This window comes from Vibrio zhugei (genome assembly GCF_003716875.1).
Lineage (GTDB): Bacteria > Pseudomonadota > Gammaproteobacteria > Enterobacterales > Vibrionaceae > Vibrio > Vibrio zhugei.
Map to the genome: position 1 here is coordinate 107,202 of NZ_CP033077.1, position 18,099 is coordinate 125,300.

Here is an 18,099-nt window from a genome sequence, read left to right on the forward strand (position 1 = left end):
TTTATTGTCTATTTCTACAAAATTGCATCGATTTTTTACAGCGGAGAAGTGAGCGGATGAGCGATTTAGTGAGCTTAATGCAGCGTTACGTAGAGCAAAACCAGTTACATGATCTTGAGGGAGGGGTGAATACCGAAGTGCCGGGGGTTCGGTTTTATCGCTCCACGCACTCGACAAACAAGACCCCATTCGTCTATGAATCTGGGATCATTATTCTTGGTCAAGGTTACAAAACGATTACGATTGGTAACGAACATCGCGTGACATATGGGGCCAATGACTATCTGGTCGCTGGAGTGCCCATGCCCTTGGAATGTGAATCTCTGGCGACGCCAGAAGAACCTATCCTGGGGTTAAGTATTCATATTGAGCATACGCTATTGATGCGTTTAGTGAGTCAGTTAGATGAGCATGGTATGGAATATCCGACTCAGAAAAAAGGCCAGTGTGGCGTTCAATCGGTAAGAATGAATGAGCGCATGCTTAATAGTTGTCAGCGGATGATGCATGCTTTATTGCATCCTATAGAAGCGAAGGTGCTAGGACAGTCGTTAATTGAAGACATTCTCTTTTGTGTCTTAACTGGCACGGAAGGACACGTCTTGGTTGAACTGGCTCGCTACGAAGGACACTATGCGCGAATTGCGAAAGCGCTCGCAAAGATCCATAGCCACTATAATGAGCCATTGTCCGTTCAGGCCTTATCGGAAGTGTCGAATATGAGTATCTCAGCGTTTCACCATGCATTTCGAGCGGTCACGATGGAATCGCCTTTACAGTATTTGAAAAAGGTGCGTTTGAATAAAGCCAAGCAATTGATTCAAGTGGAAGGGGTACGCGTTACTGAAGCGGCGATGAAAGTCGGCTATGTGAGTCCCTCTCAGTTTAGCCGAGAATTTAAGCGGCACTTTAATCAAACGCCGAAGGGGCATGTTGGGCTGAGTGACTCGGTGAGCAGTGTGGCGGCGAAGCCCGTGTAAACACGGTGATCATCGTACCCAGAGCCTTATTGCTCGGGTACGAATGATGAGGGAACGTCGTTAAATCAAAACGCTAAAATTAAAACTGATAGCTTTCCGGTATGACGACGACACCTTTATCTGAAACATGAAAACGTTCGGCGTCAGTTTTTCGATCAAAGCCAATTTTCGTATGATCAGGAACCTTCACATGTTTATCGATAATACAGTTTTGTATTTGGCAACCTTCACCGATGGTCACATCCTCAAACAGAATGCTGTCGATCACGGTCGCGCCATCATTGATACGCACGTTTGAAGAGATCACACTATGGTGAACGGATCCTCCTGAATTGACCACACCGTTCGCAATCATCGAGTTAATAAAAATGCCTTCGTTCCCCGTCGCCGATGAGACGGTACGCGCGGGTGGGTACTGCGGCTCGTAAGTGCGAATCGGCCAGTTTTTCTGATAAAGATTCAACGGTGGCACGGGTTCTAATAAGTCCATATTGGCATCATAGTAAGAATCAATGGTGCCCACATCTCGCCAGTAACAGTCGCGTTTTACTCGGCCTTTACCTTGTTCGCCAAAACGATACGCATATACGGAATTGGTGGGGATCAATTGCGGAATAATATTCTTACCAAAATCATGTTCAGAATTAAGCTTATCCGCATCTTGGTGCAGCGCGGATTTGAGAACATCCATGCTGAATATGTAAACCCCCATGGAGACTAAGCTACGATCGGGTTGACCGGGGATTGAAGGCGGGTCGATGGGTTTTTCAATAAAAGACGTCACGACATTGTCGTCATCGACAGCAATAATGCCAAATGCGCTTGCTTCAGAGCGAGCGACATCCATGCAGGCCACTGTCAGTCCTGCCTGACTCTCTTTATGTTGCTGAAGCATGGCATCATAATCCATCCGATAGATATGATCGCCCGATAACACAACCACGTATTGTGCATCACTGCGCGACAATAGCCACATATTATGAAATAACGCATCCGCTGTGCCTTCGTACCATTTGCCACCTTTACGTTGCTGTGGTGGTACCACGGTGACATATTCGTGCAGTTCAGGATTGAAAATGGACCATCCGTCACGTAAATGTTTTTGTAGGGAATGAGATTTATATTGAGTTAACACTAAGATTTGGCGCAAACCAGAGTGCAAGCAGTTGGTAAGGGTAAAGTCGATGATGCGATATTTACCGCCAAAGGGTACCGCGGGTTTTGCTCGATCATCAGTAAGTGGTGAGAGCCGAGAGCCGACACCTCCCGCTAACACGACTGTAAGAGTTTCCTGCATTGAGTTTCTCCATGAAAAATCGACTATATTGCCCAAATAAGCCATCATTCGCGATGAAGGCAATGGCGTCGTCACGCAGCATAAAAATGCGATGTGGGAGTTTAGTTATATCAAATGATGCTAATCAAAACGATGAGTTTTTCAGAAAAGTTATTGCTTTATCAAAATTAGAAATTCAATCGAAGTTTACGATGAAACGTTCAATGTGCTTCTGTGATCAAGTCCAAATAAGCCAATCTTAAGACCAATCGCATTTACAATGTAAATACCTTTTCCTGTTGAGTATAGTTGATAGAAGACGTCATGAAAGGAGAGTGAGATTATTCTCACAAAGTTATGCAGGTGTGAGTGATATTGAGCGTTATTTTTAGACAGTGGCAGCATTCTTGCTAATACTCATGGTATTCACCATCTGTTTTTTGGGTTTGGAGCATCAATCCGGATGAAAAAGTTACTCATGCTGGTATTACTGCTTTTGGGCATCACAGCAGCGGGCGCTGGCTATTACTTATTCTATTATGCACCAAGCCATGGGGATGTTCTTGGTTTGAATGCTTTGTTGGGGAAAACGCCACCGCCAGCTACTCCGACAAAGGCGCGTGTTGAGCAAACGACGGCGACGACGGCACCGCCCTCTAAACCAGTGATGGACTATTATGTGTCGTCAAAAACGCTACCGATCCGCAGTCAGCCCGATGAGCAGGCGTTTATCGAGGGGCAATTATATCGTGGCGATAAGGTCAGTTTATTAGAGAAAAGTGCGGGATGGGGACGGATAACCGAGTACTTTGTATACAAGCAAGGAGAGGATCCTAAAGCAAAATGGATTCCGCTACAGGGACTGGTCGTGGAAAAACCAGTGATTACTCCCAAAGAACGCAAGAAAACGGTGCTCGATTATATCCATAGCTCAGATGATTTGGGAAAATATGAAGATATGTTCTTTAAAGTGACCAATACATTGCTGACGTCTAAGCAATGTAAACCAGAAGACTTTGAAGAAACAGGTGGATGGGTGAAGTCTGTATATTATGAAGGGAAAGACATTTATTTTGTGTACTGCGGTGGGTTAGGGCGCGTCAATAAAATTTATTTAGATGCCTCCAATGGTCAAACTTTTCGCTCGAAAGAGCCGTCATTGTGAGTGTTTAGGTAAAGTCGCCGCATGGACATGATCGAATATCATGGGCTGTGTGGCAGACCGCTTGTTGCAGATTTGGCGACTATAACTGGTGTTGTATCACAAAACCTTTTTTTTCAGTGTTAATTTCTGTTATACCCACCCATTATTGCCTATCTATATCATACTATTCTAAAGTGTTAGGTAGACCGTCATGCTGCGTATTAGGCTTGTTCAGTAGAAAGTTAAGGAGAGGTATTTGTTACGTCCGATGGAGCACACCGTAACCCGCTTTATTGTAAAATGGATGTCCTTAATCATCATCTTTAGTTTGATTATTATTGGCTATTCTATTTTTACCTTAGCATCATCTCTCAATGATGCAGAAATGATTAATGCCTCTAGTTCATTACGTACGCAAATCTATCGTATTACCATTGATGTAAAAACCAACGATGTTCATACCTTGCAGCATATTGAGGACTTTGAACATACGTTATATGGCAAAACAATGCGGCGCTTAGATAAATGGTGGATTCCAGACAATATTCGCGCCTACTACCGTCAGCTCGTTTTGGACTGGAAGGCGATTAAAAACACACTGATTCGACAGCATAATGTGTCTTTGACTGAGCAGGTCGATCCTTATATTCGTTACATAGAACAATTTGAGTATAAATTACAGCATTACAACGAGCAGAAACTGACGACATTAGCCTGGGTGGCGGCTTTGTGTTTAAGTGGCGTTATCTTGGTATGTTTAATTGTGGTGCGTTACACACGCAATGAAATTGTTAAGCCTTTAAGACAGTTAGCTCAGGCGAGTCAAAAAATCAAAGAAGGCAAATTCGATGTGGGTCTCACCCCGCGTTTTCAAAATGAGTTGGGTGAGTTGATGGTGACCTTCAATGGTATGGCCCATGAATTAGGCCAACTTTATCAAGGTCTGGAAATTGCGGTAGACGAAAAAACCCGCCATTTGCGGATGGCCAATCAATCGTTGCAAGTGTTGTATCATTCTTCTCAAGAGCTCTCATCGTCACGGTTAACGGTTGAAAACTTTCAAGTTATCTTGGATTATTTTTGCTCTGTAGAAGGGGTAAGCAGTGCCGAGTTGCAGATTATTGATGCGGGGGGCCAAGGGTTGGCCTTGCATGGGGGGGAACGGTTCGCCGATTATTCGCTGCATCGTGAGCTGAGTGTTGATGGGGTGTTATTAGGCTACTTACGTTGGAAAGAAGGACTGCCGTGTCCCGATAAGATGTTGATTAAGAACTTTCTGCATATCTTTGAGCAAGCGATTCATTACGCAAAATCTCAAAAACAATCGGAGCAGATCTTGCTATTGGAAGAGCGCGCGACCATCGCGCGTGAATTGCACGACTCGCTCGCACAATCGTTGTCGTATTTAAAAATACAAGTGTCGTTATTAAAGCGCTCAATGTCAGCAACGGACCTTGATACCATGCAGACCAATGCAGCGCCAGTGATTGCCGAGATCGATACGGGTTTATCCAATGCTTATAAGCAGTTAAGAGAGTTACTCACCACGTTTCGTCTGACTCTGAAAGAGAGTAACTTCGGTCAGGCACTGAGTGAAGTTGTCAACCAACTCAGAGAAAGAACCAGTGCTGAAATTACACTCAATAATTTACTGGTGTCATTTGAACTCAGTGCACAGCAACAGGTCCATTTAGTGCAACTGATTCGAGAAGTCACAATCAATGCGATCAAGCATGCACAGGCGAAGACTATCGCGATACATTGTGGTGAAGAGAATGGAATGATTACTGTCTTCATTGAAGATGATGGTATTGGATTTAGTGAGCCACCATCAAAAGTCAATCATTATGGTATGAATATTATGTACGAGCGTGCACAACGATTAGGGGGCGAGCTGCATATTGATTCTGAACCTAATCAAGGATGTAAAGTGTCTATTACGTATCCTGCCAATAAGAAAGGAGACTTATCTTGAATAAATGCAAAATAATGCTGGTGGATGATCATCCATTGATGCGTCGGGGAATTCAGCAATTGTTAAGCATTGAGCCTGAATTTGACGTTATCGAAGAAGCAAGTAGTGGTGACGAAGCCATTGCTTTGGCTCAATCTAATGAGCCGGATATGATCCTGTTGGATTTGAATATGAAAGGGCTCTCAGGGCTTGATACCTTGAAAGCTCTACGGGCTGATGGTTGCAGTGCCATTGTGGTTGTGTTGACTGTATCGGATAACGTGGCAGATATTGAAGCGATGGTCAGGGCTGGAGCGGATGGCTATTTGCTTAAAGATACTGAGCCTGAGCAACTGGTCGAGCTACTCAAAAATGCAGCGGATGGTAATAAATCCTATAGTGATGTGGTTTTGAAGTATCTGAGTAACCGTCGTGAACAAGCGGATGTGTTTGAATCGTTGACTGAGCGCGAAGGGCAAATATTACGCGAAGTAGCAAAAGGGTTTCGTAATAAACAGATCGCAGACCGCTTATTTATTTCTGAGTCAACGGTCAAGGTTCATATGAAAAGCTTGCTGAAAAAACTCCAAGTTCCTTCAAGAACGGCCGCGACGATCCTCTATTTAGAGCGCTATGGTGAACGTAAGTAACTGGCAGCTCTCCAATGTGCTGCTTAATTACGAGGGGGAAGCATCGTAATAAGCAGCATATTATTCTGACGTAAACTGACTTTGCCTAGCATAACGGTGTTTTGACCAGTATTGCTGCCGTATTGCTTGTGGAGATTTGAGTTTTGGGTGGTTTTGCATAAGATAAATAGGTGTATGAATTACAGGAAGTAATTAGGACGTACCTATGGACATTAGAACAGCGCAATATCAAGACTACGAGCGCATTGCTCATCTGCATGCGACGAGCTGGAAAACATATTATCGCGATATCTTAGGACAAGAGTATCTAGAGCAGGAGGTCGATGAAGACCGTCAGCTAATATGGCAGACTCGCCTCACTAATCCCCCCTTCAATCAACATGTCTTATTGGTTGAGGACGATCATGAATTGCTTGGTTTTATCTGCTTATTTGGTAATCATGACTTTGAAAAAGGGACGATTATCGAATCTCTTCATATTACACCGACACATCGCGGACAAGGCTTGGGCAAGCTATTGATTCAGAACTCGTTACCTTGGGTTAAGCAGTTTTTTCCGATGTCAGGAGTGTATCTTGAAGTGATGGAAAAAAATCATCAGGCCGTGGATTTCTATGACCATATTGGTGGCAGTCACCATTTCGATCGAGATTGGCGTTCACCTTGCGGGAACATCATCCATGAATGGGTGTACACTTGGGAGTCTCCTGACGAGCTTGCTAAAGCCATCGATGAGCCAATGTCTGCATAAAGAGCGAATTGCATTGCCTCATACTTCATGGAATGATGCGGTAGGCTCATAAGAAGGATGAACAGGTACATGACAATAAACTTAGAAGACTACGCTGGGTTGATTTTTGATATGGATGGCACGCTGGTTGATACTATGCCGGCTCATTTAGCCGCATGGGAGCATGCCGCGAGAACCTTTGATTTCCCATACGATGGCCCATGGTTAAACAGTATGGGGGGAATGCCGAGTATTAAGATTGTTGATGTGATTAATCAGCGTTACGACTTACACTTAGATCCCAAAGCCGTGTCTCAATGTAAAATGGATCACTTTGCCACATTAGAAAGTCAGGCAAGAATCATCAGTGCAACCAATGAGCTACTAGAGGCCAATTATGGACGTAAACCGATAGCGGTGGGGACCGGCAGTCAACGTACTTTAGCTTTGGCCATATTGGATCGTACTGGGTTACTCGATAAGCTTGATGCACTTGTCACTGCGACGGATGTGGTCAAGCATAAACCTCATCCTGAAACCCTTTTAACGGCGGCGGCTCAGCTGAACTTATCACCTGAAGAGTGCGTGGTGTTTGAAGATACGCTGCTAGGAATGCAAGCCGCTCATGCTGGTGGAATGGATTGTATACTGGTGACCGATGAGGGGTTAGTGCTGCACCGCGTCCCGAAAACCGAACCCCACATCGTGGAGTGATACGGCCTCAACAATGTGGGAGCATTCTAGGGCGCCGCAGTGGGGCTCAAAATGGCGGTCAACCTGACTGAGCACATCCCACATTGGGTAATCAATGCTATGATTATTTACATAAAGTTTATGATTTATCAGTCGATAACCTTTTTAGAATTCAATCATTGATGAGCGATCACATGAAGTATGGTGCCTTGATACTATCGATATTATTGAGTGGGTGTAGTGTTAGTTCATTGGATGGACTTGGCAAATTGATACGCAACGATAAGTTGGATCAAGCCCCGCAGACAAATAGCTCGGTCCGTAATCCTGACTGGGGGCAACCAGAAAAACCGGAAAAGGTACCTGATGTCGCACTGTCTTACCACTCTGACTACGACCGACTGATAGGCTTTTTGCGTGCTAATGATATTGCCTACGATGTTTTACCGGGGTCGTCGATGATGGTGCAAGTCAATGACACCATCTATTTTCGTTTAAACTCGGCAATGGTTGAAATGGGATCCTATCCGTGGATTGCTCGCTTGAGTGTCTTTCTGTCCCGTTTTCCGTCAATCACGGTTGTCATCAATGGGCATACCGATATTACCGGCACTGAAGCGCTGAATGATAATTTATCTGAGCGCCGAGCTCAGCGTATCCAACGCTTATTAGAACGAAATGGCGTGGCAAGATCGTCGATTTATACGCGCGGTTACGGGGAATACTTCCCCGTCTGTACCAATAAAACCCCCTCGGGTAGAGCCTGTAATCGTCGGGCGGAACTGTTGTTTATACTCAATGGTTCATAACGATAGAGAATGTGGCATTGTGATAGAGCCAAAAAAAAAGACAGAAGCTAAGCTTCTGTCTTTTTTATGATTACCAAAACTGATTAAGCTTTAGTTGTGGTTTCTTCACCATTAAATGTTTTTACTTTATATTCAAACTCTGGAATGGTGACTTCTACGCGGCGGTTTTGCTCACGCCCTTGACGAGTCGCATTGCTCGCGATTGGATCTGCTTCGCCTTTGCCATCAACCGTCAATTTGTTTTTATCAATGCCATTTTCAACAAGGTAGTCTGCAACAGATTGTGCACGTTTCTTAGAAAGCTGTTTGTTATACGCTTTCGTACCTGTGGTATCTGTGTAACCAACAATATTCGCATTCGCTTTAGGGTATTCTTTCAGTGTCGCCAAAAGTGGTGCTAAGGCTTCTTTACCTGAATCAGTCAGTTTTGCGCTGTCTAACTCAAAAAAGCTCTTATCGGTGACATCATTATGTTGTTTCATGACCCACTTTGGTTTCGGCTGTGGTTTTGGCGCAGGTTCTGCTTTTGGCTGTAGCGCTGGAGCGGGTTCCGTTGCCTTCGTTGGCATAGGCGCTGCGTTATCATCTTGACCAAAGTTATAGCTTAGTCCAACCGTGACCAAATCCGTATCCATGTCATGCATCACATGGTCAGACATGCCTTCATAGCGTTGGTAGGCTAGGCGAGCATCCCATTTCTTCGAAATATGATACTCAGCACCCACGGTGCCTGTTGGTACATAATCGGAGTCATCACCGTACTGCATGTAAGCGGCACCTACTTTGGCGTACACATCAACTTTCTCTGACATAGGGTAAGAAAACTTAGGAGCTAAAGTGATGGCAGATAAGTTATGTTCGCTGCGGCTCAGTGTTCCGTTATCCATGTAGTTGAGGTCGTATTTACCTAACCAATCTGCGCCCAATTCGACACCCATGTATTGGTTAACATCGTAACCTAGGAAAAGACCGGCGGCTGGGTCGTCATCGTTACAATTGTGATTGGTTGAACACGCGTCATTTGAAAATGATTGACCAGCGCGAGCCCCCATATAGAGATTGTCTGCAAAAACATTTTGTGCAAAGAGGCCACTGCTTGCCATACCTGCGATGAGTGTAAGAGCGATGTTTTTTTTCATGATAAAACCCTTTATTTGAGTCTAATTATTGGCATCGTACAAAGAAATGATGTTTGCACTTCTAAGATACGCTGTCTGGTTATTCGTTCTTTGAGACCTAAACATCTTAGGCTGGCTAAATCAGAGCTCTGTCAGCAGTAAGACATCATTTAATGTAATATTGTCAGAGAGTTATGATGTTATGTCAGTAAGTTAACAAAGGCGGGCAGTTTGCGAGCATTGGCGATGATAAAGATAATAAAGCCAGTCATCATGACTGGCTTTGGTATAAGCTTACAACGTGTTACAACGAATTATAGCACTTCTTTCGCTTTGGCAACCACGTTGTCGACGGTAAAGCCGAACTCTTCAAACAGTTGCTCTGCAGGTGCAGATTCACCAAATGTTGTCATACCGACCACACGGCCATTCAAGCCAACATATTTAAACCAGTAGTCAGCAATACCTGCTTCAACAGCGACACGAGCTGTCACATCAGCAGGTAACACGGATTCGCGGTAAGCAGCATCTTGTTTGTCGAACGTATCCGTTGAAGGCATAGAGACAACACGTACTTTTTTACCTTCTTTCGCTAAAACGTCTGCGGCGTTGACAGTCAGTTCCACTTCAGAACCAGTGGCGATCAAGATAAGCTCTGGTTTGCCTTCACAATCTTTAAGAATGTAACCACCTTTGGCGATATTCGCCAATTGCTGGGCATTACGATCTTGTTGAGCTAAGCCTTGGCGAGAGAAAATCAGTGCCGTTGGCGCATCTTTACGTTCAATCGCTAATTTCCAAGCTACGGCCGATTCTACTTGGTCACATGGACGCCACGTGCTCAAGTTTGGCACTAGACGTAATGTGGCCACTTGTTCAACAGGTTGGTGTGTTGGACCATCTTCACCTAAGCCGATAGAGTCGTGGGTGTAGACTTGAATGTTTTGGATTTTCATCAATGCCGCCATACGTAGCGCATTACGTGCATATTCCATAAACATCAAGAAGGTCGCACCGTAAGGTACAAAACCACCGTGCAGTGCGATACCGTTGATCATCGCTGTCATACCAAACTCACGCACACCGTAGTGAATGTAGTTGCCAGACGCATCATCTTTGGTGAGCGATTGTGAACCAGACCAGATAGTCAAGTTAGATGGCGCTAAGTCAGCTGAGCCACCCATGAATTCTGGAAGCTGGGCACCAAATGCTTCAAGCGCGTTTTGAGAGGCTTTACGAGATGCAATTTTCTCTGGATTCGCTTGTAGCTTTTCAATGATTTCTTGAGTGGATGATTCCCAGTTTGCTGGAAGATCGCCCGCGATACGGCGTTTGAATTCTGCAGCCAGTTCTGGGTAAGCATTTGCGTAGGCGGCAAATTTCTCATCCCAAGCCGATTCTTTGGCTTTACCTGCTTCTTTCGCATCCCATTTCGCGTATACATCGCTAGGAATCTCAAACGGTGCGTGCTCCCAACCAAGGAATTCACGTGTTGCGGCAATTTCGTCATCACCAAGTGGTGCGCCATGACAGTCGTGAGAGCCAGATTTGTTTGGTGAACCAAAACCAATGATGGTTTTACAACAGATCAACGTTGGACGAGAGGTATCCGCTTTCGCTTCTTCAATCGCTTGGTTAATTGCATCAGAGTCGTGGCCATCAACCGCTGGAATGACTTGCCATCCGTAGGATTCGAAGCGTTTCGCTGTGTCATCGCTGAACCAACCTTCAACATGACCATCGATAGAGATGCCATTGTCATCCCAAAAGGCGATCAGTTTACCTAAGCCTAGCGTTCCTGCAAGTGAGCAGGCTTCGTGTGAGATACCTTCCATCATACAGCCATCACCCATGAAGGCGTACGTGTGGTGGTCAACAATCGCATGACCTTCTTTATTGAATTGCGCAGCAAGAGACTTTTCAGCGATCGCCATACCAACCGCATTTGAGATACCTTGGCCTAAAGGACCGGTTGTCGTTTCGATACCTGGTGCATAGCCATATTCTGGATGACCTGGCGTTTTTGAGTGTAATTGACGGAAGTTTTTCAGATCGTCAATACCTAACTCATAGCCAGTAAGATGAAGTAGAGAGTAGATCAGCATTGACCCATGTCCGTTAGACAGAACAAAACGGTCACGATCGGCCCAATTAGGGTTGGTTGGGTTATGATTCATATGATCACGCCACAACACTTCCGCGATGTCTGCCATACCCATAGGAGCGCCAGGGTGGCCAGATTTTGCTTTTTGTACCGCATCCATGCTCAGTGCACGAATAGCGTTTGCTAAATATTTACGATTCATATTTGGATGTCTCGATTTAAGGTTGTAGGTGGAAGCCTGTATTGGCTTCCTGAGAAATAAAATGAAAAAACGAGTGACCTAAAGCCACTCGTTATGAGCAATGGTTAAAGTTGTTCTTTGATCATTGCTTCAAGTTTGCCTTGGTCAACAGCAAAGTTGCGTATACCTTCAGCCAGTTTCTCAACCGCCATTGGATCTTGGTTGTGTTCCCACAAGAACTCAGAGTGTGTCATTTTCTCTGGCGTAGCTTTTGTGCCTTTAGAGTCTACCAATTTTTCAACGACTTCGCCTTCCGAGTCTTCAAGTTCTTGAAGTAACTGAGGACTAATAGTGAGGCGATCACACCCTGCGAGTTCCAAAATTTCACCGATATTACGGAAGCTTGCGCCCATCACAACCGTATCGTAACCGTGTTCTTTGTAGTATTCGTAAATCTTAGTCACAGATTGCACGCCTGGATCTTCTTGTGCTTCGAATGAACGGCCTTCTTTCGCTTTGTACCAGTCCATAATACGACCAACGAAAGGAGAAATTAGGTATGCGCCCGCTTCTGCACAGGCACGTGCTTGTGCAAATGAGAATAGGAGAGTCAGGTTACAGTTGATGCCTTCTTTCTCTAGAATTTCCGCTGCACGGATGCCTTCCCAAGTAGACGCCAGTTTAATCAAGATACGGTCATTTGAAATACCCGCATCGTTGTACAATTTAATCAGCTCACGTGCTTTCTCAACACTCGCTTCTGTGTTGTAAGAAAGGCGTGCGTTAACTTCAGTAGAAATACGACCAGGAATGGTTTTTAGGATTTCTTTACCGATATTCACAGCAAGCATGTCACAGGCTTTATCCACTTGTTCATCAGTATCGTTGCTGAGTTTTTTTGCAGCTTCGATAGATTGTTCAATCAGTGGGGCATAGGCAGGGATTTGAGCGGCTTTAAGAATCAGAGATGGGTTGGTTGTAGCATCTTCAGGTTTGTATTTTTTGATCGCTTCGATCTCACCTGTGTCTGCGACAACAGTAGTCATTTTACGTAGTTGCTCTAATTTATTGCTCATTCTATAGTCCTTCATTCGTCGTTGGTTTAGGCGACCCTTGCAGTGCAACAGGCGTCTAAAAAGCATGGTCTTTTTAGATTACGAAGTCATGACGGAAAATACACATCACTCTTCGTTCCGTTTGAATCAACCAAACTGTGTTACTTATGAACATATGATCGATTGATGAGTAAATGATATGTCCATATTTATCTTATTTGGGTTGAAAGTCAATCCGAATTTGCCTATTACTACCATGCATATCACCTATTGAATCATCACCTGATGCTATGATAACCAATGGCTGCAAGGCATTACTTGGCGTTAACATTGACATTGTGGAATCTAAAGTTACATCGTATGAACAAATGTATTATGATGTAACATATGTTCACAATGTTTATGAACGCACTTTATGTAACAGTTTATAACAATTGTCCAGCGTAACACCGTCTAATCCCTAGTCTAAGAGTAAAATATGAATAGCCATAAATCCGAGATCTCCCTCGAAGACAGCGATCTCTTGACAGAAATTGCCGTTGCCTACTACCAAGATGGCGCAACGCAAGAAGAAATTTCAAAAAAATTCTCGATTTCCCGGGCGAAGGTCGGTCGCTTACTCAAGCAAGCTCGAGACGAAGGCATTGTCGAGATTACGGTGAAATATCATCCTGTATTTAGCGCGAAAATTGAACAACGCTTGATTGAACGCTTCGGGCTGAAACGTGCACTGATTGCGTTGGATCAACCCAGTGAAAAGGCGCAGCGTCACCAAGTGGCGGGTCTGGTGTCGAATTATCTTTCGCAAACATTAAAAAATGGCATGGTAGTGACGGTTGGGCAGGGCAGAAACGTCTCTTCTGTCGCCCATCATGTTGGGGTGATTACCCCGCGAGATTGTACTTTCGTTTGTGGGATCGGTGGGATACATCCGCGAGGCAGCATGTTTAATGCGGATCATATTTGTCGTCAGTTGGCGAAAAAATACGGTGGAACCTCTGAAACACTCTATGCGCCAGCTTATGCCGAGAATTATGAGCAGAAAATGGTATTCATGCAAAATAGTACCGTCAAACAAACCCTCGATTTGGCACGTAAGGCAGATGTTGCGCTCGTTGGTATCGGCGATATGAGTGAAAACAGTTACATGGTGGATTTAGGTTGGTTTACACCCAATGAGGTGGTGCAATCTCGTTTGCAACAAGGGGTGGTGGGCGATTTTGCCGGTCATGACTTTTTTGACGTTCGCGGGCGCATTGCGAAAACGGGGATGAGCGACCGTGTGATTGGAATGAGTATTGAAGAGTTTCGCCCAATCGCTGATGTCATCGCGATTGCATCGGAAAACAGCAAACCGTTGGCATTACTCGGCGCGTTACGCACTGGAGCGGTGGATGTGGTCGCGACAAGTGTGAGCAATGCGCTCACCGTACTGAACTTAGATGAGCAAATGCAAACGGCGCAGGTGAACTACCCAGAGTAACGCCAAACCCAGCGCCAGCAACATATCGGTATCTTCATGAATGTTTCAGGCGCGGAAACCTTGCTTGATATGCGTCACTAATCCGCTATTGGCCAATTGCTCACACATCCACGGGCTGAATGCAAAAGGGGTGTTTTGCACACTGACAAGCAAATCATCAAAGTCTACCCAGGCATAATCGGCCACTTCACTGGCTCTGGGGGCCAGAGGTGAGGTTAAACGGGCTTGAAATACTGGGCAAAATTCATTCTCAACAATACCATTATCATCTCGGGCAAGGTATTGGAAATCAGGACAAATGCATTGAATGTCAGTGGCTGTCGCGCCGAGCTCATATTGGGCGCGGCGTTGAACTGCGTCGCTGAACTCTTCATTTGGCAAGGGGTGTCCACAAAACGAATTTGTCCAAACGCCAGGCCAAGCGATTTTATCTAGTGAACGGCGGGTGACCAGCACCTGCCCACGTGTATTCCATAAATAGCAGGAAAAAGCCAGATGGAGTGGCGTGTTTTCATTGTGGATCGTCGCTTTGTCTGCAGTCCCCATCGGTTGAAAGTCATTATTGAGCAACACAACGTGTTCAGTGGATGATGTCATAAGGCCTCACTTGCACCAATCAGATCACTGCCGTGTAGAAAATGACTGGAAGATAGAAAAATAGCGCAACACAAAATAGCTAGGTCAAGCATGAAATCCTAATTAAAAATGCCAGTCTCTTGACTGGCATAAAGCGGGGTAAGGATAGTCGTTCTTTGGCGGCGAATCAACGCTCCGATTCAGGTAGCAACGGCGGAATGCTCGGCACCATAGGGGCGTTGCCCGACATCGTCTGCAGAGTTAACTATCGACGCCATCGGCGTTTTCGACTTAAGCGATACCACATTCAATCGGCAAATCATGGCGTTGCCCCCACTCGGTCCATGAACCATCATACACCGACGTATTGGTGTAACCGCAGAGGTAGGCGGCCAGTAAGACAATACACGCGGTGACTCCAGAACCACAGCTAAAAATCGTGTGCTTATCACGTGTGAGCAGCGTATCGATGATCGGCATTAACTCGGCTCGTGATTTGAGCCTATGATTATCCATGAGTTCGGTAAAAGGCAAACACTGCGCGGATGGAATATGTCCACTCCGTAACCCCTCGCGTGGCTCCTTGACGGAACCAGAAAAGCGCTCACGGCCACGCGCATCGATCAACTGGGTGTGGGTGTCACCAATCCGATCGAATACGGTTTGCGCATCGACGAATGCGTGAGTGTCCAGCTTCGCTTGAAAATCGCCTCGTCTAGGCGCGGGAGTGTATGTCTGAGTTAACACGCCGTTGTGTTGTTTCCACTCTGTTAAGCCGCCATCCAGTACATACACGTGTTGATGGCCCATCGCCCGTAACATCCACCAAGCGCGCGGCGAAGCAAAGGTTCCGCTATTATCATAAACGACGATGGTGTCATGGTGATTGAGCCCAAGGTCTTGCGCTAACCGCGTAAAACGTTCTTCTGACGGCATCATATGCGGTAAAGGACTATCGGGGTCGCAGAACTGCTCATCGTAATCAAAACGGCGTGCTCCAGCGATAACATTAACGGTATCTTTTTCTGGCTCAACGGGGATTTTAAAGGCCATGCTGGCATCTAGAACCACCACATCATTATCATTTAGATGGCTTTTAAGCCAATCAACAGACACTAAAGGTGACATACATACTCCTTATTTAGCACTGCGCATCCGAGGGATGCGACTAGGGTGAGTTTTGTCTCTTATTCCTGAGAAACCTCTTGGCGATGAGTCGCTGATCCACATACCGGGCATTGGGGATTTTTCATCAATGCCATGGTACGCCAACTCATTGACATTGCATCTAGCATCAATAACCGACTGGATAACGGCTGGCCGACCGTCGCAATGACTTTGATGGCTTCCATCGCTTGCACCGCCCCGATGATCCCGACCACAGGAGCCATGATGCCCGATTCAACACAAGTCAGTGTGTTCTCGCCAAATAGGGCACTGAGACAGGCATAGCAGGGGTCATCGGCATCTTGATAAGTAAAGACACTGACATGACCTTCCATACGAATCGCAGCACCAGAAATCAATGGGACTTTCTGGGCAAAGCATAGCTGATTGAGTTGATTACGTGTTGTGATATTGTCCGTGGCATCAATCACGAGGGTGTGCTGTGCGATGAGGTCATTGAGGGCATCATCATCAAGCTGACGGGCAATCCCCTCAACCTCACAGTATGGATTTAACTGCTTGAGTGAGTCGACGGCAGAGTCCACTTTATAGCGACCGATGTCAGCATCATGATGTAATACCTGACGCTGCAGGTTTGAAAGCTCGACACGATCAAAATCCACCAGCGTGATCTGACCGACGCCTGCGGTGGCTAAATATTGGCTGCTCGCACATCCTAATCCACCGGCTCCAATGATCAGAACGCGACTGTCTTTCAACGCTTCTTGCCCGTCAAAATCGAAGTGCTTTAAAATAATCTGTCTATTATACCGCAGCATCTCGGCATCAGACAGTGTGTCTAGTGATTCACTCATGCGCTGATACTGGCGTTAAATAATTCGATATTGACCGTTTCTCCTGCTTCGACACGGCCGCGTTCACGTTCCAGCACCACAAAACAGTTGGCAAGCGACATGGAACGAAATGCTCCGGAGCTTTGATTTCCGGTACTTTCGACCACAAACTGCCCATTTTCGATGTAGTAGATAGCACGTTGATAATCAGTGCGGCCGGGGGACTTTTTAAATCCTGAGCGAGTAATGGCTGGAATGGTGATAGGGGGCTGCCATTGAGTATGACCTGCCAATTTTGCTAAGAGCGGTTGTACCAGCACATAGCAGGTGATGAAGGCCGAAACCGGGTTGCCCGGCAAGCCGCAAAACCAAGCGTTGGGTAACGTACCAAAAGCGAACGGTTTACCGGGTTTAATCGCGAGTTTCCAGAAATTAATTTCACCTAATTGGCCGAGAATGTCTTTGGTGTAGTCGGCTTCACCGACACTCACACCACCGGATGTTAGCACCACATCGGCGGCTTGCTGTGCATGCATAAAGGTCGCGGTCAATTGCTTAGGGTTATCGGGAATGATCCCTAAATCGAGTGGCTCGCAACCAAACTGCTCAATCAACGCTTTGATTCCATAACGGTTGCTGTCGTAGATTTGTCCTGCCGCCAGTTCATTACCCAGTGGTTGCAGTTCATCACCCGTTGAGAAAAACGCCACGATTGGCTTTCTAAGCACCATGACTGTCGCCATACCTAAGGTCGCTATCATCGGGATATCACGAGCGGTTAAGCGTGTGCCTTTCGCAAGAGCTAAATCGCCCTGACGAATGTCATCGCCAATCGGACGAATGTTCTGGTTGGCTTTTAACTCCGTTTCATTGAATGTAACGCCCGCATCGCTGACAGTGGCATTTTCTTGCATGATAACCGCATCGCAGCCACTGGGGATTTGCGCGCCGGTCATAATGCGCACGCAGGTGTTGCTTGGCCAGGGTTCATCAAACGGTGACCCGGCCATTGAACGGCCCGCAATCGGTAACGGCTGATTGGCCATCACTTCGTCGCGACGCACGGCATAGCCGTCCATCGCCGAATTATCAAATGGCGGGACATTGAGTGGTGAGCGAATGTCTTCAGCGAGGACATAGCCGACCGCATCGGCAATCGGTAAGGTCAATGTATCGGTCACTGGTTGAATACCAGCGAGGAGTTTTTGTTGTGCGTCTTCAAGGGGCATTAAGCCTGGTACATCGCAGCATCCCATGAGTTTGATCCTTGCAATTGATGACATTGATTAATGCTCAACAGTTTATCACAAATGCACAAACAGAAATAATCATGACCCGAGATAAAATGGGGTGTAATTATCCATAAATACGCGTATCCTTGGTCG

General features: G+C 45.8%; 16 protein-coding genes. 8 read left to right on the forward strand and 8 right to left on the reverse strand.

From position 1 onward, the window contains the following. Nucleotides 1-56: 56 nt before the first annotated feature. Nucleotides 57-980 (forward strand): AraC family transcriptional regulator, encoded by a 924-nt coding sequence (locus tag EAE30_RS00545; RefSeq protein ID WP_123014183.1) that lies wholly within the window; start codon nucleotides 57-59, stop codon nucleotides 978-980. Between the two features lie 79 nt (nucleotides 981-1,059). Here EAE30_RS00545 and glgC read toward each other — a convergent pair whose 3' ends face one another. Further along, nucleotides 1,060-2,277 (reverse strand): glucose-1-phosphate adenylyltransferase, encoded by a 1,218-nt coding sequence (glgC, locus tag EAE30_RS00550; protein ID WP_123014184.1) that lies wholly within the window; start codon nucleotides 2,275-2,277, stop codon nucleotides 1,060-1,062. Between the two features lie 442 nt (nucleotides 2,278-2,719). Between glgC and EAE30_RS00555 the strand changes: the two genes are divergently transcribed. The 6 genes from EAE30_RS00555 to EAE30_RS00580 all read left to right on the forward strand — a co-directional run bounded on the left by EAE30_RS00555 (nucleotide 2,720) and on the right by EAE30_RS00580 (nucleotide 8,236). Beyond that, nucleotides 2,720-3,421, forward strand: coding sequence for an SH3 domain-containing protein (locus tag EAE30_RS00555; protein WP_123014185.1), 702 nt, complete (start codon nucleotides 2,720-2,722; stop codon nucleotides 3,419-3,421). 235 nt (nucleotides 3,422-3,656) lie between these two features. Next, nucleotides 3,657-5,375: a nitrate/nitrite two-component system sensor histidine kinase NarQ gene (gene narQ, locus EAE30_RS00560; RefSeq protein ID WP_123014186.1), complete on the forward strand. Its 1,719-nt coding sequence runs from the start codon at nucleotides 3,657-3,659 to the stop codon at nucleotides 5,373-5,375. After that, nucleotides 5,372-6,004: a response regulator gene (locus tag EAE30_RS00565; RefSeq protein ID WP_164711755.1), complete on the forward strand. Its 633-nt coding sequence runs from the start codon at nucleotides 5,372-5,374 to the stop codon at nucleotides 6,002-6,004. Before narQ ends, EAE30_RS00565 begins: the two co-directional genes overlap by 4 nt. A 205-nt stretch (nucleotides 6,005-6,209) precedes the next feature. Beyond that, a complete protein-coding gene (locus EAE30_RS00570) occupies nucleotides 6,210-6,755 on the forward strand; it encodes a GNAT family N-acetyltransferase (RefSeq protein ID WP_123014188.1) in 546 nt (181 codons plus the stop codon). Between the two features lie 69 nt (nucleotides 6,756-6,824). Then, on the forward strand, nucleotides 6,825-7,448 hold the full coding sequence (locus EAE30_RS00575; protein ID WP_390258628.1) for a beta-phosphoglucomutase family hydrolase: 624 nt from the start codon (nucleotides 6,825-6,827) through the stop codon (nucleotides 7,446-7,448). Between the two features lie 173 nt (nucleotides 7,449-7,621). Continuing rightward, a complete protein-coding gene (locus EAE30_RS00580) occupies nucleotides 7,622-8,236 on the forward strand; it encodes an OmpA family protein (protein ID WP_164711756.1) in 615 nt (204 codons plus the stop codon). Between the two features lie 83 nt (nucleotides 8,237-8,319). Here EAE30_RS00580 and EAE30_RS00585 read toward each other — a convergent pair whose 3' ends face one another. The 3 genes from EAE30_RS00585 to tal all read right to left on the reverse strand — a co-directional run bounded on the left by EAE30_RS00585 (nucleotide 8,320) and on the right by tal (nucleotide 12,715). Then, complete coding sequence (locus EAE30_RS00585) at nucleotides 8,320-9,375, reverse strand: OmpA family protein (protein WP_123014191.1); 1,056 nt, start codon at nucleotides 9,373-9,375, stop codon at nucleotides 8,320-8,322. 293 nt (nucleotides 9,376-9,668) lie between these two features. Next, nucleotides 9,669-11,660 carry a transketolase gene (gene tkt / locus EAE30_RS00590; RefSeq protein ID WP_123014192.1) on the reverse strand — a complete coding sequence of 664 codons (1,992 nt, stop codon included), beginning with the start codon at nucleotides 11,658-11,660 and terminating at the stop codon, nucleotides 9,669-9,671. 104 nt (nucleotides 11,661-11,764) lie between these two features. Continuing rightward, nucleotides 11,765-12,715: a transaldolase gene (gene tal, locus EAE30_RS00595; RefSeq protein ID WP_123014193.1), complete on the reverse strand. Its 951-nt coding sequence runs from the start codon at nucleotides 12,713-12,715 to the stop codon at nucleotides 11,765-11,767. 457 nt (nucleotides 12,716-13,172) lie between these two features. Here tal and EAE30_RS00600 point away from each other — a divergent pair, with 457 nt between their 5' ends. Further along, nucleotides 13,173-14,177: a sugar-binding transcriptional regulator gene (locus EAE30_RS00600; protein ID WP_123014194.1), complete on the forward strand. Its 1,005-nt coding sequence runs from the start codon at nucleotides 13,173-13,175 to the stop codon at nucleotides 14,175-14,177. A gap of 45 nt (nucleotides 14,178-14,222) precedes the next feature. Here EAE30_RS00600 and idi read toward each other — a convergent pair whose 3' ends face one another. The 4 genes from idi to moeA all read right to left on the reverse strand — a co-directional run bounded on the left by idi (nucleotide 14,223) and on the right by moeA (nucleotide 17,970). Then, nucleotides 14,223-14,774 carry an isopentenyl-diphosphate Delta-isomerase gene (gene idi, locus EAE30_RS00605; protein WP_123014195.1) on the reverse strand — a complete coding sequence of 184 codons (552 nt, stop codon included), beginning with the start codon at nucleotides 14,772-14,774 and terminating at the stop codon, nucleotides 14,223-14,225. 270 nt (nucleotides 14,775-15,044) lie between these two features. Next, nucleotides 15,045-15,881 carry a sulfurtransferase gene (locus EAE30_RS00610; protein WP_123014196.1) on the reverse strand — a complete coding sequence of 279 codons (837 nt, stop codon included), beginning with the start codon at nucleotides 15,879-15,881 and terminating at the stop codon, nucleotides 15,045-15,047. Nucleotides 15,882-15,940: 59 nt separating this feature from the next. After that, on the reverse strand, nucleotides 15,941-16,735 hold the full coding sequence (gene moeB, locus EAE30_RS00615; RefSeq protein WP_123014197.1) for a molybdopterin-synthase adenylyltransferase MoeB: 795 nt from the start codon (nucleotides 16,733-16,735) through the stop codon (nucleotides 15,941-15,943). Beyond that, nucleotides 16,732-17,970 carry a molybdopterin molybdotransferase MoeA gene (gene moeA / locus EAE30_RS00620; RefSeq protein ID WP_123014198.1) on the reverse strand — a complete coding sequence of 413 codons (1,239 nt, stop codon included), beginning with the start codon at nucleotides 17,968-17,970 and terminating at the stop codon, nucleotides 16,732-16,734. Before moeA ends, moeB begins: the two co-directional genes overlap by 4 nt. Nucleotides 17,971-18,099: the final 129 nt, after the last annotated feature.

What these genes read in the sequence shown, in the direction of transcription:
- EAE30_RS00575 (WP_390258628.1), top strand. Translation starts at nt 6,825, where the DNA reads ATGACAATAAACTTAGAAGACTACGCTGGGTTGATTTTTGATATGGAT.
- moeA (WP_123014198.1), bottom strand. Translation starts at nt 17,970, where the DNA reads ATGGGATGCTGCGATGTACCAGGCTTAATGCCCCTTGAAGACGCACAA.
- EAE30_RS00600 (WP_123014194.1), top strand. Translation starts at nt 13,173, where the DNA reads ATGAATAGCCATAAATCCGAGATCTCCCTCGAAGACAGCGATCTCTTG.
- moeB (WP_123014197.1), bottom strand. Translation starts at nt 16,735, where the DNA reads ATGAGTGAATCACTAGACACACTGTCTGATGCCGAGATGCTGCGGTAT.
- EAE30_RS00610 (WP_123014196.1), bottom strand. Translation starts at nt 15,881, where the DNA reads ATGTCACCTTTAGTGTCTGTTGATTGGCTTAAAAGCCATCTAAATGAT.
- EAE30_RS00545 (WP_123014183.1), top strand. Translation starts at nt 57, where the DNA reads ATGAGCGATTTAGTGAGCTTAATGCAGCGTTACGTAGAGCAAAACCAG.
- tal (WP_123014193.1), bottom strand. Translation starts at nt 12,715, where the DNA reads ATGAGCAATAAATTAGAGCAACTACGTAAAATGACTACTGTTGTCGCA.
- EAE30_RS00580 (WP_164711756.1), top strand. Translation starts at nt 7,622, where the DNA reads ATGAAGTATGGTGCCTTGATACTATCGATATTATTGAGTGGGTGTAGT.
- EAE30_RS00570 (WP_123014188.1), top strand. Translation starts at nt 6,210, where the DNA reads ATGGACATTAGAACAGCGCAATATCAAGACTACGAGCGCATTGCTCAT.
- glgC (WP_123014184.1), bottom strand. Translation starts at nt 2,277, where the DNA reads ATGCAGGAAACTCTTACAGTCGTGTTAGCGGGAGGTGTCGGCTCTCGG.
- tkt (WP_123014192.1), bottom strand. Translation starts at nt 11,660, where the DNA reads ATGAATCGTAAATATTTAGCAAACGCTATTCGTGCACTGAGCATGGAT.
- idi (WP_123014195.1), bottom strand. Translation starts at nt 14,774, where the DNA reads ATGACATCATCCACTGAACACGTTGTGTTGCTCAATAATGACTTTCAA.
- EAE30_RS00555 (WP_123014185.1), top strand. Translation starts at nt 2,720, where the DNA reads ATGAAAAAGTTACTCATGCTGGTATTACTGCTTTTGGGCATCACAGCA.
- EAE30_RS00585 (WP_123014191.1), bottom strand. Translation starts at nt 9,375, where the DNA reads ATGAAAAAAAACATCGCTCTTACACTCATCGCAGGTATGGCAAGCAGT.